This window comes from Halomonas saccharevitans (assembly GCF_032333995.1).
GTDB lineage: Bacteria > Pseudomonadota > Gammaproteobacteria > Pseudomonadales > Halomonadaceae > Halomonas > Halomonas saccharevitans.
On sequence record NZ_JAVXUR010000001.1, the window covers coordinates 35,119 to 49,377 of the forward strand.

Below are 14,259 nucleotides of genomic sequence, written 5' to 3' on the forward strand. Positions count from 1 at the left end.
GCCGAAGGGAGGTGGGGTCGGAGGGCGCAGGGTCGACTCCCCGAGTGAGGCGATGGACCTTGCGACACCATAGCATTTGCGCCGCGCGGGACGAGTATCGTCGGTGGTCCCTTGGCCGCGGTTTGCGTTCCACGATCCGCCCCGGCATGTTGAAGCGGTCGATGGTGACCGCGAGGCGATGATGCCGATGACCTTTCTCGATCTGCGTACCGCCACCCTGGGGCACGAGCACATCGCTCACGATCATGGCCATCACCAGCTGATCCTGGCCACGCGAGGCACCACGGAGCTCTCCATCGAGGGGCAGGGCGGGTGCATTACCGGCAGCCGTGGCTGCCTGATCCCGAGCGGCCGCCATCACGACTACCGGGGCGACGGCCGTAACCGCACCTTCGTGCTCGACATCCCCGCCGATAGCCTGCCGGCGCTGCGTGACGGCGACGAGATCGAGCGTCTGTTCGACCGGCCGCGCTTCTTCGGCGTGCCGCCGCGTCTCAACCGTTTGGCCGCGAGCCTCATGCGCCAGCTCGAACTCTGCCCGGCCCTGCACAGCGAGATCGCCGCGCTGCTGCTGCGGGCCCTCTACCTGCATCTCGAGTCCGAACCCCTCTCGGCGACCATCGAGGGACTCGCCGCCCCGGGGATCAGCGAGCGTCTCGACCTGACGCGCCTGGATGCCTGGATCGACCATCACCTCGCCGACGAGATTCGCGTCGAGCGTCTGGCTGCGCTCTGCGCCCTGAGCGCCGGGCATTTTCATGCCTGCTTTCGCGAGCTGACGGGCATGACGCCCCTCGCCTACGTTCAGCGACGCCGGCTGGACCATGCCCGCACCCTGATCATGCACAGCGCCCTGAGTCTCGGTCATATCGCCTCCCTGGTGGGCTTTCGCGACCAGGGCAGCTTCTCCCGCGCCTACCGTCGATGCTTCGACGTCTCTCCCTCCGCCGAACGTCGCGCCAACTGAGCATTCCCGAGTCTCGGCCAACTCCACCGTAGTTACGGGCAAGCGCCATGAGCGATGGCGGCCTAGGCTGAAGGCCAGTGCCCTGTGCGCGCGCTGTACTAGGCGTGAGCGCGGCCGCGGCGTTGCCGGCGCCGCCGCCCAGGGCCGACCGCGACAATGACAATGACAACGCGAATGCGAGGATGAACCATGATGTCGAAGGCACTCCCTCAAGTGGCGGCCCTGGCCGCGCTCCCGCTGGCCATCGCCAGCGCCCAGGTGCAGGCCCAGTCTACGGAAATGGCCATCGCCACCATCCTTCCGGAAAACATGAGCAACAACGAGGTCTACCCGGCGCTGGTCCATTTCAAGAACCTGGTCGAGACGCGCACCGACGGCGAGGTGACGGTCTCGATCTTCGGCAACAGTCAGCTGGGTTCCGAGGTGGAGACCGCCTCCGAGGTCCAGGGCGGCCGCACCCTGCAGTCGACCATCATCACTACCGGCGCCATGTCGTCCTTCTATGACGATTATCAGCTGATGACGGCACCCTTCCTCTTCGATAACTGGCGTCAGGCCTGGTCCTTCTTCGATGGCGAGTGGTTCGCCGACTTCATGTCGGGCACCGTCGAGGAGACCAACATGCGCTACCTGGGCACCTTCGACGATGGCGGCGGCTTCGTGGCCTTCACCAACAACGAACGCCCGATCAAGACCGTGGAGGACCTCGAGGGGCTCAATATCCGCACCGAGGAGAATCCGGGGCACGTCGCGATCATGAAGGCGCTGGGCGCTTCGGCCACGCCGCTGCCCTGGGGCGAGGTGATCACGGCCCTGGAGACGGGGCTGGCCGACGGTCAGTTCAACGCCCCCGTGCTCAACACCACCTTCAACTTCGATGAGGTGACGGACTACACCACTCTCACCGGCCACGTGTATAACAGCGCCGCCTGGCTGATCAGCGAGGAGTGGTTCCAGAGCCTGACCGAGGCGCAGCAGGCGGCCATCGTCACCTCGGCCCGCGAGGCCATCGCCATCGGGCACGGCATGTCCGGGGCGCTCGCCACTGCCAGCTGGCAGGAGTCCTGCGAGCGGTTCGAGGAGTGCTACATCATGCCGCCCGAGGAGCGTGCCCGCATGTCGGAGATCGCCACCCCGGCGTGGAAGGACTGGATCGTCAACGACTTCGGCATAGAGGCAGATAAGGTCGATGCCTTCCTCGGCGAGGTGGCGCGGGTTGGCGAGCAGGTCAGCGAGTCCGACGTCGCCGTGTACGGCCGCTGAGCGCTCTTTGTCGATCCGCCCCATCGGCCGGCCGCGAGCGCGGCCGGCCGATGCAGCCGGGAGGTGATTCGATGCAGTTACTGAAGCCTCTGCGCCGCCTGAGCGATGCGGTCAATCAGGTGGCGATCGTGGCGTGTGTGGCCTGCGTGCTGATCATGCTGGGCATCTCTTTCACCGCCTTTCTCTACAAGCTGGCCACCGGCAGCACCCTGAGCTGGACCTACTCCCTGGCGCGACTCTTTCTGCCCTGGATCGGCTTTCTCTCCATGACCATCTCGCTGCGCTACGGCGAGCATGTGGCCATGACGCTACTGGTACGCAGCCTGCCCCGGGCGCTGATCACCGTGGCGGCGGGGCTCTGCCTCGGCGTGATTGCGCTGTTTGCGCTGATGCTGGTCTGGTACGGCTGGGGCTACTTCCAGGGCGCCACCCAGGTCTACATGGTCTCCGATCAGATCCAGATTCCCGCCAAGTTCACCGCCATCGTGATTCCCATCAGCGGCGTCATCATCCTGCTGCACCTGGTGCAGGGCTTCGACCTGCTGGAACACTTCATCGATGACGACAGCCTGATCGAAGGACTCATCGATGCCAATGACCTGGAGGAGCGCTCATGACGCCCGCGATCATCGCCTTCGTCGTGCTGCTGCTGATCGGTGCCCCGGTGGCCGTAGTGATGGCCATGTCGGGGCTGGCCGGCGGGTTTGCCATGGGCGGCGAGCGCATGCTCGGCATCATCGCCGATCGCATGTTCTCGGGCGTCTCGGGCTTTTTGCTGATCGCCGTGCCCTATTTCATCTTCACCGCCGAACTGATGAATCAGGGCGGCCTGACCCAGAAGCTGATCGCTTTCAACAATGCCCTGTTCGGCCGCGTCCGCGGGGCACTTTCCCACGTCAACGTCTCGGTCTCGGTGTTCTTCGCCGGGCTGACCGGGGCCGCGATTACCGACACCGTGGCGATCGGCAAGATCATGATCCCGGAGATGAAGAAGCAGGGGTATGACGCCGAGTACGCCGCGGCGATCACCGCCTGCTCGTCGATCATCGGGCCGATCATCCCGCCAAGCGTAGTGATGGTGGTCTACGCCACCCTGCTGCGCGACATCTCCGTCATCGACCTGTTCGCCGGTGGGATCATCCCCGGCCTGCTGATGGCCCTGGCGCTGCTCGCGGTGAGCTTCTTCCTGGCGTGGAAGCGCGGCTATCCCAAGCAGGCGCCCACGCCGCTCAAGGCGGCGGCGGTGTCCTTCCTGGTCGCCCTGCCGGCGATGATCGTGCCGCTGATCATCCTCGGGGGCATCCTCTCGGGGCTTACCACCATCACCGAGGCCTCTGGGTTCGCCGCCGTCTACGCCATCGTCATCGGGGTGGTGTTCTATCGCAACCTCAGCTGGCAGAAGATCTGGCATGCGCTGGTGGTGACGGTGCGCTTCTCCGGCGTGGTGTTCTTCCTGCTGGCCACCTCGGCGGTGCTCGGCTGGTTCGTCACTCGCTCCGGCATCGCGCGGGACGCCGCGGGGCTGATTACCACGTTCAGCGACTCGACCTTCCTGCAGCTGCTGCTCGTCTGCGCCCTGCTGATCCTGGTCGGCACCGTCATGGACGTGCTGCCGGCGCTGGTCGTGGTGGCCCCGGTGCTGGTGCCGGCGATGATCCAGCTGGGCGTGGACCCGCTGCACTTCGCGATCCTGATGATCGTGGTGCTCAACATTTCCAACGTCACGCCGCCGGTGGGGATGACGCTGATGACGGCGGCGAGGATCGCCAACGTGCCCTTCGAGCGGGCGATCGTCGCCTCACTGCCGTTCTATGTCGCCTTCATCGTGGTCATCCTGCTGCTGGTGATCTTCCCGTCGCTCTCCACCTGGCTCCCGTCGCTGTTGGGCTAAGGAACTCTTCCATGAAGCTCTTCTACCATCCCGACCAGGAGCGCCACGCGCCGCCGACCTTCCTGCTGCGCGGCCGACCGGTGGATTCGCCGGAGGGGCCCGTGCGCGCCGAGTTGCTGACGCGGGGTCTTTCATCCATGGGGCAGTGCTTGACGCCGCCCACCTAGGTCGATAGCCCCCGGCTGCGCGAGCGCCTGGCCGCCATTCATGCCCCGCGCTATCTCGACTTCCTCGAGACCATCCATGCCCGCTGGCAGGCGCTGTCGGGCGCCGCCGAGATCGTGGCGCCCAACGTCCATCCCTGCGGCGGCGGCCATCACTATCCCCGTCACCCGGTGGGGCTCGTTGGCTGGCACATGCACGACATGGCCTGTCCGATGACCGCCGACAGCTTCGCCGGCATCCTGGCGAGCGCCGCCTGCGCCGAAGCCGCCGCCGAGACGGTGCTCGCCGGGGAGGGCGCGGCCTATGCGCTGTGTCGTCCGCCGGGCCACCATGCCGGTCCCGAGCGGGCCGGGGGCTTCTGCTTTCTCAACAACGCGGCGCTGGCCGCCACGGTGTTGCGCGAGCGGCATGCGCGCGTGGCGATCCTCGACGTCGACCTGCACCACGGCAACGGCACCCAGGACATCTTCTATCGCCGCGGCGATGTCTGGACCGGCTCGCTGCACGCCGACTCCGCCGACTTCTATCCCTTCTTCTGGGGCGGGGCCGACGAGACGGGGGAGGGCGAGGGGGCGGGCGCCAACGTCAACCTGCCGTTGCCCCTGGGCAGCGACGGCGCGACCTTCCTGGCGCAGCTGGATCGCCTGATCGAGCGTCTCGACGCCTTCCGGCCCGAGTCCGTGGTCGTGGCGCTGGGGCTCGATGCCCACAAGGACGACCCGCTGGCCGGCCTGGCGCTCGAGACCGAGGATTTCATCGCCGTGGGGCGGCGCATCGCCGCCCTGGGCCTGCCCACCGTGCTGGTGCAGGAGGGGGGCTACCCCACCGAGCATCTGGGCGACAATCTGGCCGCCTTCCTCGGCGGCTTCACCGCAGCCTGACTGCCATCACGACGAGAGACCACGCCATGACCGTCACCTATCACGACAGCAATGCCCGCATGAGCCAGATCACCGTGCACAACGGCACCGTCTACCTGGCGGGTCAGGTGCCGACGGACCCAAGCGCCGACATGCGCGGCCAGACCGAGCAGGTGCTGGCGCGCATCGACGACCTGCTGGCCCGCGCCGGCACCTCCAAGGAGCAGCTGATCGCCGCTCAGATCTGGGTGACCAGCATGGCGGAGTTCGACCAGATGAACGCCGCCTGGGACAGCTGGGTGGTGCCGGGGCGCCCGCCGGTGCGGGCCGCCACCGAGGCCAAGCTCGCCAAGCCCGAATGGAAGGTGGAGATCATGGTCACCGCGGCGCTTCCGGAGGGCTGAGATGCGCATCATCACCGACAAGGAGGTGGCGATGTCGCTCGACTGGCCGGCGCTGGTCGAGCGGCTGGCGACCACCTTCCGCGAGGGCGTGGAGTCGCCGCCGCGTCACCACCACGCCATGCATCGGCCGGATGGCGAGGCCACCATGCTGCTGATGCCGGCCTGGGAGCGGGCCGGCTACATCGGCATGAAGATGGTCAACGTCTTTCCGCAGAACGCCGACCGGGGCCTTCCGGCCATCTCCGGTGCCTACCTGCTCAGCGAGGGAAACCATGGGCGCCCCCTGGCGTGTCTCGATGGCGGCGAGCTGACTCGGCGGCGTACCGCCGCCGCCTCGGCGCTCGCGGCTCGGGAACTGGCCCGCGATGACGCCTCGACCCTGCTGGTGGTGGGCACCGGTAAGCTGGCCCCGATGGTGATCGAGGCCCATGCCGCGGTGCGCCCCATCGCGAAGGTACGGATCTGGGGGCGTCATCTCGAGAAGGCCGAGCGGCTGGTGGCCGAGTATGCCGATCGCTTCGACACCGCCGTGGTCAGCGACCTCGAGGCGGCGACCCGCGACGCCGACCTGATCAGCTGCGTGACCCTCTCCACCCAGCCGCTGATCCACGGCGACTGGCTCTCGCCCGGCACGCATCTCGATCTGATCGGCGCCTTCCGGCCGAGCATGCGCGAGACCGACGGCGAGTGCCTGGCCCGCAGCGAGGTGTTCGTCGATACCTATCCCGGCGCCCGGGGCGAGGCGGGCGATATCCTGCAGGCCGTCGACGAGGGGCACTTCGCCTTCGATGACATCCGGGCCGAGCTCGCCGAGCTGCTGCGCGGCGAGCATCCGGGGCGCTCCTCGCCGGAGGCCATCACGCTGTTCAAGTCGGTGGGCGCGTCGCTCGAGGACCTGGCCGCGGCCATCGAGGTCTGGGAGCGGCTGGAGGGCAGTTCGTGAGCCTCGTTCGTTCGGACGGTTCGGCCTCAGGAGTGCCCACCACCGGTTTTTTCTGGCACGAGCGGTGCTTCTGGCACGACCCGGGGGCCATCGGCGTCTTCTCGGCTCCCGGGGCGTTCCTGCAGCCTCAGCCGGCCTCGGAGAGCCCGGAGAGCAAGCGACGCCTCAAGAATCTGCTGGAGGTTTCCGGCCTGATCGACACGCTCGCCGTGCGCAAACCGGGGCCAGCCCGCCGCGGGGATCTCGAGCGCTTCCACACCCCGCGCTACTTGGACGCGCTCGAGGCCGGGGATCGCGCCTTGGGCGGCGACGGCGGCGACTGCGCGCCCTACACGCCGGGCAGCCTGGCCGCCGCGCGCCAGTCGGCGGGACTGGCCATCGCGGCGGTCGAGGCCGTGGCCACCGGCGAGCGGGCGCGGGCCTACGCACTGTGCCGGCCGCCCGGCCACCACGCCGAGGCCGATCAGGGGCGCGGTTTCTGCCTGCTGGGCAACATCCCGGTCGCGGTAATGCGCGCCCGGGCCCTCGGGCAGGTGGGGCGGGTGGCGATCCTCGACTGGGACGTGCATCACGGCAACGGCCAGCAGGCCGCCTTCTATGACGAACCCGAGGTGCTCACGGTCTCGATTCACCAGGCGGGCAACTACCCGCTGGATACCGGTACCTTCGAGGAGCAGGGGGAGGGGGCCGGCGAGGGGGCCTGCCTCAACCTGCCGCTGCCGCCCGGCTGCGGCCTCGGCGCCTATGCCCACGCCATGTCTGAGCTGGTGATGCCGGCCCTCGAGGCCTTCCGGCCCGAGCTGATCGTGGTGGCCTGCGGCTATGACGCCTGCGCCAAGGATCCGCTGGGCAAAATGCTGCTCAACAGCGCGGCCTTCGGTGACATGACCCGCCAGCTGATGGCGCTCGCCGAACGGGTCTGCCAGGGCCGGCTGGTGATGGTTCACGAGGGCGGTTACTCGGAGGGCTATGTGCCTCTGTGTGGCCATGCGGTGATCGAGGCGCTCGCGGGCGACGCGATCACCGTGCCCGATCCCCAGAACGACGAGATCGCCGCCTGGGGCTATCAGGCGCTGCAGCCTCATCAGAGGGAGCTGATCGATGGCTGGCGCGCGGCCTGGGCCGCCGCCGGTCGGCTCTGAGTCTTTTTGACGATTCTCTTTTGACGACTCTCTTTTGATGACCGGCGTGGACGACCGCTCTTGTCGATCACTTGTGTCGGCCGGTCTTCTCAGCAGGTCTTCTCAGCAGGTCTTTCAACCACAGGAACGTTCACCATGATCCCGCTCTGTGATCGCGATGGCTGGCTCTGGCACGACGGCGAATGGTTGCCGTGGCGCGACGCCCGCACCCACCTGCTGACCCATAGCCTGCACTACGGCATGGGCTGCTTCGAGGGCGTGCGCGCCTATCATGGACCCGGCGGCACGCATCTCTTTCGGGTGGCGGAGCATACCCGTCGCCTGGCCGACAGCGCCCACGCCCTGGACATGCCGCTCCCCGTCGGCGAGGCCGAGCTGATCGAGGCCCAGCGCCAGTGCCTGACCAGAAACGATCTGACCAGCGCCTACCTCAAGCCGACGGTCTACTTCGGTGCCGAGGGCCTGGGGCTCAGGGCCAAGGGGCTCACCACCCACGTGATGATCCCCGCCTGGGACCTGGGCGACTACATCTCGCCCGAGGCCTCGGCCATCGGCCTGCGCGCCTTGACCTCCTCCTGGGCGCGCCACCACGTCAACATCAGCCTGTGCCGAGCCAAGACCAACGGCCACTACGTCAACGCCATGCTGGCGCTGAACACCGCCATCAAGGCGGGCTTCGACGAGACGATCATGCTCGATCCCGAGGGCTACGTGGCCGAGGCCTCGGCGGCCAACGTCTTCCTGCTGCGCGATGGCGTGTTGCACACTCCCGAAATCACCTCCTGCCTGCAGGGCATCACTCGGGACAGCGTGATTCGCCTGGCCCGCGAGGTGTTGGGGATCGAGGTGCGCGAGCGTCGCATCACCCGCGACGAGCTCTACATCGCCGACGAGGCCTTCGTCACCGGCACCGCCGCTGAGATCCTGCCGCTGCGCGAGCTCGACGGGCGCCACATCGGCGCCCGGGCCGGCGCGCCGGCGCCGGACCGGCCCATCCCCGACGATTCGCTGACCGCTCGGCTGCAGCGGCTCTACCATCGGGTCACCCGGGGCGATCTCGGCGGCGACCTCCAGGGCTTCACCAGCTGGCTGACCACCGTCTGAGCCTCGGCGCGGGTCGCGGTGCCCCTCGGCATCGCGGCCGTGGTAGCCTCGCGCCATCACGCTGGCAAGGATGACGATGATCACGGCATTGCTGGAGGGCCTGCTGCTGCTGGGGCTTGCGATCACCACGCTGTGGGGCGCACTGGCCCTGGGGCATCGCCTGCCGCTTGCGCGGCCCTGGCGGTGGGTCGGGGTGGGCCTGTGGTTGCTGTCGGGCGCGATCTGGCTGTGGCTTGCCTGGCAGGGTGCCTACCTGGCGCCGTTTGTCGGCATGGCCGTGCAGCTGGTCGGGCTACTTTCCTGGTGGCGGCGGCTCGCGCCACAGAAGGATCGGGACTGGGCCGAGGATGTGGCCCATCTCGCCACCGGTCGGGTCGTGGGGGAGCGGCTGACCCTGCACCATGTTCGCCACTTCGACTGGCAGACAAAGGACATCGCCGTGGGCGGCTGGGAGCGGCGCGTCTACGATCTGAAGCGCCTGAGCACGGTGGACCTGATCGTTTCGAGCTGGGGGCGGCCGGGCATCGCTCATGTGCTGATCTCCTTCGGCTTCGCCGGGGATGACGGCCGCGTCGATGACTTCGTCGCCTTCTCGGTGGAGGTGCGCCGGGCATGCGACGAGCACTTCTCGGAGATCGGCGGCTTCTTCAAGCAGTACGAGCTGGCGATCATCGCGGCCGACGAGCGCGACGCGGTGCGTCTGCGCAGCAACGTGCGCGGCGAGCGGGTGACCCTCTACCACGTCACCCTCTCGGCCGAGGCGCGTCGCCGCCTGCTGCTGGCGCTGGTGGCCTCGGCCAATGATCTCGACCGCGAGCCGCGCTTCTATCACACCGTCACCGCCAACTGCACGACCCTGGTGTTCGCCATGATGCGCCAGATCACCGAGGGGCTGCCGCTGGATCATCGCCTGCTGCTCAGCGGCCTGTTGCCGGGCTATGTCCGTGAGCATGGCGGCCTCATCGACGGCTACCATCTCGCCGAGCTGCGCCGTCTGGGCGATATTACCGAGCGGGCCGTCCAGGCCCATGACGTCGCCGATTTCTCCCGGCGGATCCGCCGCGGCGTGCCGGGATGGGAAGGCCTCGATGTACGGCCATGAAAAACGCCACGACGCGGGCGCCGTGGCGGTCGCACTCCTCCCTGGGCATCGCCTTGATGCCTTGCTCCCTGTGGGGCCTCCTGCCCCTGGCGTCCCTGTCACCCTGGTTGGCAGTCTCCCTTGCCGGGTCCTCCCGTTATCGCCGATGCCCGTGACAGCGGCGTGAGGGTTCGATGACGCGGCGGTGACATTATCGCTGCCGGCAACCGGCAGCGTCGCTCGCCGTCTGGTAAAATCCTGCGCCGTCTCGTCTGAATCCAACTCCATTTTCGGGAATCTCTCATGAATGCGGTAATTGTTGCGGTGCTGGTGATGGTGGGGCTGTCACTGGCGCGGGTCTCGGTGGTCTTCGCCCTGGTGGTCGGGGCGCTGGCCGGCGGGCTGGTCGGAGGCCTCTCCATCACCGAAACGCTGGCGGCGTTCAACGACGGGGTCGGCGGCGGCGCCAAGGTGGCCCTGGCCTATGCGACCCTGGGGGCCTTCGCGGTCGCCATCTCGCGCTCGGGGCTGCCCGATCTGCTGGCGCGCCGGCTGATCGCGCTGCTGGGTCAGGAGGCCTCGGCCAGTCGCCAGGCCACGGTGAAGTACCTGCTGCTCGGGTCGGTGCTGCTGGTGGCGATCTCCTCGCAGAACCTGATCCCGGTGCATATCGCCTTCATCCCGATCCTGATCCCGCCGCTGCTCAAGGTGATGAACCAGCTACGCCTGGACCGCCGTGCGGTGGCCTGTGCGCTGACCTTCGGCCTGACGGCGCCCTACATGCTGCTGCCGGTGGGCTTCGGGGCGATCTTTCTCAACGACATCCTGCTGGCCAACATCAATCAGGCCGGCGAGGCGCTGGGTCTCGAGATCACCCGCGGCATGGTGCCCGTGGCCATGGGCGTGCCGGTGGGCGGCATGGCGCTGGGGCTGCTCTTCGCGGTGTTCGTGAGCTATCGCAAACCGCGCGACTACGAGGCGGCAGAGGTGGCCACGAGCAACGTGCCGCACCACCATTCCGAGGCCCAGGAGCCTCATGCGCTGGGCGTGGCGATGTCGATCGTCGCCATCGTCGCGGCGCTGGGCATCCAGCTCTACACCGGCTCGATGGTGCTGGGCGGCCTGGTGGGCTTCGCGCTGCTTTCGCTGGGCGGGATCTTCAAGTGGCGGGAGGCCGATGACCTGTTCACCAGCGGCATGCGGATGATGGCGCTGATCGGCTTCATCATGATCTCGGCCTCGGGCTTCGCCGCGGTGATGACCGCCACCGGCGAGGTCGAGACCCTGGTGACCGCCAGCGCCGAGATCATCGGCGACAACCGCGGCCTGGCCGCGCTGCTGATGCTTCTGGTGGGCCTGTTCATCACCCTGGGGATCGGCTCGTCGTTCTCGACCATCCCGATCATCGCCGCGATCTTCGTGCCCCTGGCGGTCCAGTTCGGCTTCTCGCCGCTGGCCACCGTGGCGCTGGTGGGCACCGCGGCGGCGCTGGGCGACGCCGGCTCGCCGGCCTCGGACTCGACCCTCGGGCCGACCTCGGGGCTCAACGTCGACCGCCAGCACGACCACATCTGGGACAGCGTGGTGCCGACCTTCCTGCACTACAACATCCCGCTGATCGGCTTCGGCTGGCTGGCGGCGATGACCCTGTGATCGCGCGCTCGGCGTGATGAGCACCACCGACGACGGCGGCCCTTGGGCCGCCGTCGTCGTATCTACCCCCGATTCGCCGGAGAGTCAGTCGTCGCTGAGTCGGTCGTCGCAGAGCCCCTCGTCAGGAAGCCCCTCGTCGGGGAGATGCTGCTCCAGCGAGGCGAGCAGGCCGCGCAGCAGCGAGAGCTCCTTGCGCGACGGCCGGGCCCGGGCGAACAGTGCCTGGAGCTGCGCCTCGGTGCGCGCGTGGGGCTGGGTGATGAAGCCGCTGCGCTCGATGACGCGCGTCAGGTGATCGTGGAAGTGGCCCAGCTGCTCCCGGGATGGCTGGCGATCCTGGCTCGGGCGTGCCAGGCGAAAGTCGCTCTCCGGGCGCTGTCGCCAGGCGGTGAACACCTCATGGGCGAGCACCTGCACGGCCTGGGCGAGGTTGAGGATGCCGTAGTCCGGGTTGGCCGGGATGCTCACCTGATGGCTGCAGCAGCGGATCTCGTCGTTGGTCAGCCCGAAGCGCTCGCGACCGAAGACCAGCGCCACCGGGTCATCGGCGGCCTGTTCGACGACGTCGCGGGCCATCTCGGTCGGCTCGTCGAAGTGCGGCAGCGGCAGGCTGCGCAGCCGGGCGCTGGCGCCCACCACCTGCACGCAGTCGCTCACCGCCTCGGTGAGCGAGCCCACCACCCGGGCCGTGTCGATGAGGTCCTCGGCCCCGGCGGCCAGCCGGGAGGCCTCCGGGTCGGGGAAGCAGCGCGGGTTGACCAGTACCAGGTCGGTGAGGCCCATGGTCTTCATGGCGCGAGCCGCGGCACCGATATTGCCGGGGTGGTAGGTCTGGACGAGGACGATACGGATGTTCGATAGCATGGGGCTCGGGAAGGCCTGATAGTGATGTGGGTCAGGATACGTATTTTACATTGCCAAGCCGCCAAGCCGCCAAGCCGCCAAGCCGCCAAGCCGCCAAGCCGCCAAGCCGCCAAGCCGCCAAGCCGCCAAGCCGCCGGAGCCCTTGGCGCTTGTCGCCCGGCGCTTGAGGCTGGCAATAAAAAGCCCCGCCGGTTTCCCGGCGGGGCTGGTCTCAGGCGAGGCCTGGGGGAGGGCGATTTACATCATGCCGCCCATGCCACCCATGCCGCCCATGCCGCCCATGTCGGCGCCACCGGCATCCTTCTCGTCCGGATCGTCGGCGATCATGCACTCGGTGGTGATCATGAGGCCGGCGACGGAGCCAGCGGACTGCAGCGCGGAGCGGGTGACCTTGGCCGGGTCCAGCACGCCCATCTCGAACAGGTCGCCGAACTCGCCGGTCTGAGCGTTGTAGCCGAAGTTGCCCTCACCGTCCTTGACGCGGTTCAGGATGACGGAGGCCTCCTGACCGGCGTTGGCGACGATCTGGCGCAGCGGGGCTTCCATGGCGCGCACGGCGATGGCGATGCCGTGGGTCTGGTCCTCGTTATCGCCCTTGAGGCCGGCGATACGGGTCAGCACGCGCACCAGGGCGGTACCGCCCCCGGGCACCACGCCTTCCTCGACGGCGGCGCGGGTGGAGTGCAGGGCGTCCTCGACGCGGGCCTTCTTCTCCTTCATCTCGACTTCGGTGGCAGCACCGACGCGGATGACGGCGACACCGCCGGCCAGCTTGGCGACGCGCTCCTGGAGCTTCTCGCGATCGTAATCGGAGGAGGTCTCCTCGATCTGGGCGCGGATCTGGCTGACGCGGGCCTCGATGTCATTGTCGTTGCCGGCGCCATCGATGATGGTGGTGTTCTCCTTGGACATGGTCACGCGCTTGGCGGTGCCCAGGTGGTCCAGGGTGGCCTGCTCGAGGTCCAGACCCACTTCCTCGGAGATCACGGTGCCACCGGTGAGGATGGCGATGTCCTGCAGCATGGCCTTGCGACGGTCACCGAAGCCCGGGGCCTTGGCGGCCGCGACCTTGACGATGCCGCGCATGGTGTTGACCACCAGGGTGGCCAGCGCCTCGCCTTCGATGTCCTCGGCGATGATCACCAGCGGCTTGCCGGCCTTGGCGACGGCCTCGAGGGTCGGCAGCAGTTCGCGGATGTTGGAGATCTTCTTGTCCACCAGCAGGATGAACGGATCTTCCAGTTCCACGGCCATGGTGTCCTGGTTGGTCACGAAGTACGGCGACAGGTAGCCGCGGTCGAACTGCATGCCTTCCACGACGTCCAGCTCGTCCTCGAAGCCACGGCCTTCGTCGACGGTGATGACGCCTTCCTTGCCGACCTTTTCCATCGCCTCGGCGATGATCTCACCGATGCGCTTGTCGCCGTTGGCGGAGATGGTGCCGACCTGGGCGATGGCGTTGGTGTCGGTGCAGGGCACGGACAGGGCCTCGACTTCCTTGACCGCAGCGATGACGGCCTGGTCGATGCCGCGCTTCAGGTCCATCGGGTTCATGCCGGCGATCACGCCCTTCAGGCCCTCGGTCACGATGGACTGGGCCAGCACGGTAGCGGTGGTGGTGCCGTCACCGGCGACGTCGGAGGTCTTGGAAGCGACTTCCTTGACCATCTGCGCGCCCATGTTCTCGAACTTGTCCTTGAGCTCGATCTCCTTGGCCACGGAGACACCGTCCTTGGTGACGGTCGGGGCGCCGAAGGACTTCTCGATCACCACGTTGCGGCCCTTCGGTCCCAGAGTAACCTTCACCGCGTTGGCCAGGGTGTCGACGCCTTGCGCCATGCGAGTGCGTGCATCACTGGAGAACTTGACTTGTTTCGCTGCCATTTTCGTATGCTTCCTGTGAGTTCGTGAACGTCAGTATC

General features: G+C 67.8%; 12 protein-coding genes and 1 pseudogene. 11 read left to right on the forward strand and 2 right to left on the reverse strand.

Annotation, left to right across the window (positions count from 1 at the left end; genetic code table 11):
• Positions 1-187 precede the first annotated feature (187 nt).
• The 11 genes and pseudogenes from RSO68_RS00175 (at position 188) to RSO68_RS00225 (ending at position 11,473) form a co-directional block, all read left to right on the forward strand.
• Entirely contained in the window at positions 188-967 is a 780-nt protein-coding gene (locus RSO68_RS00175; protein WP_315585005.1) for an AraC family transcriptional regulator, read from the forward strand.
• Between the two features lie 189 nt (positions 968-1,156).
• Positions 1,157-2,230 carry a TRAP transporter substrate-binding protein DctP gene (gene dctP, locus RSO68_RS00180; RefSeq protein WP_089849113.1) on the forward strand — a complete coding sequence of 358 codons (1,074 nt, stop codon included), beginning with the start codon at positions 1,157-1,159 and terminating at the stop codon, positions 2,228-2,230.
• A 71-nt stretch (positions 2,231-2,301) separates the two neighbouring features.
• Positions 2,302-2,847 (forward strand): TRAP transporter small permease, encoded by a 546-nt coding sequence (locus RSO68_RS00185; protein WP_089849115.1) that lies wholly within the window; start codon positions 2,302-2,304, stop codon positions 2,845-2,847.
• A complete protein-coding gene (locus RSO68_RS00190) occupies positions 2,844-4,121 on the forward strand; it encodes a TRAP transporter large permease (RefSeq protein ID WP_315585007.1) in 1,278 nt (425 codons plus the stop codon). Before RSO68_RS00185 ends, RSO68_RS00190 begins: the two co-directional genes overlap by 4 nt.
• An 11-nt stretch (positions 4,122-4,132) precedes the next feature.
• Positions 4,133-5,167 (forward strand): annotated as a pseudogene (locus RSO68_RS00195) (histone deacetylase family protein).
• A gap of 26 nt (positions 5,168-5,193) precedes the next feature.
• The gene (locus tag RSO68_RS00200; protein WP_089849121.1) at positions 5,194-5,550 is read left to right on the forward strand and encodes a RidA family protein; all 357 of its coding nucleotides are present in this window, start codon (positions 5,194-5,196) and stop codon (positions 5,548-5,550) included.
• A 1-nt stretch (position 5,551) separates the two neighbouring features.
• Positions 5,552-6,493: an ornithine cyclodeaminase family protein gene (locus RSO68_RS00205; RefSeq protein WP_315585008.1), complete on the forward strand. Its 942-nt coding sequence runs from the start codon at positions 5,552-5,554 to the stop codon at positions 6,491-6,493.
• Between the two features lie 32 nt (positions 6,494-6,525).
• Positions 6,526-7,635: a class II histone deacetylase gene (locus RSO68_RS00210; RefSeq protein WP_315585725.1), complete on the forward strand. Its 1,110-nt coding sequence runs from the start codon at positions 6,526-6,528 to the stop codon at positions 7,633-7,635.
• A 135-nt stretch (positions 7,636-7,770) separates the two neighbouring features.
• Positions 7,771-8,739, forward strand: a complete 969-nt coding sequence (locus RSO68_RS00215) for a branched-chain amino acid transaminase (RefSeq protein WP_315585009.1) — start codon at positions 7,771-7,773, stop codon at positions 8,737-8,739.
• Positions 8,740-8,815: 76 nt separating this feature from the next.
• Positions 8,816-9,841: an Lnb N-terminal periplasmic domain-containing protein gene (locus RSO68_RS00220; protein ID WP_315585010.1), complete on the forward strand. Its 1,026-nt coding sequence runs from the start codon at positions 8,816-8,818 to the stop codon at positions 9,839-9,841.
• Between the two features lie 282 nt (positions 9,842-10,123).
• Entirely contained in the window at positions 10,124-11,473 is a 1,350-nt protein-coding gene (locus RSO68_RS00225) for a Na+/H+ antiporter family protein (protein WP_315585011.1), read from the forward strand.
• Between the two features lie 84 nt (positions 11,474-11,557).
• Here the strand turns inward: RSO68_RS00225 and RSO68_RS00230 are convergent, their stop codons facing one another.
• Positions 11,558-12,337 (reverse strand): RNA methyltransferase, encoded by a 780-nt coding sequence (locus RSO68_RS00230; protein WP_315585012.1) that lies wholly within the window; start codon positions 12,335-12,337, stop codon positions 11,558-11,560.
• Between the two features lie 237 nt (positions 12,338-12,574).
• Positions 12,575-14,221: a chaperonin GroEL gene (gene groL, locus RSO68_RS00235; RefSeq protein ID WP_089849131.1), complete on the reverse strand. Its 1,647-nt coding sequence runs from the start codon at positions 14,219-14,221 to the stop codon at positions 12,575-12,577.
• Positions 14,222-14,259 lie beyond the last annotated feature (38 nt).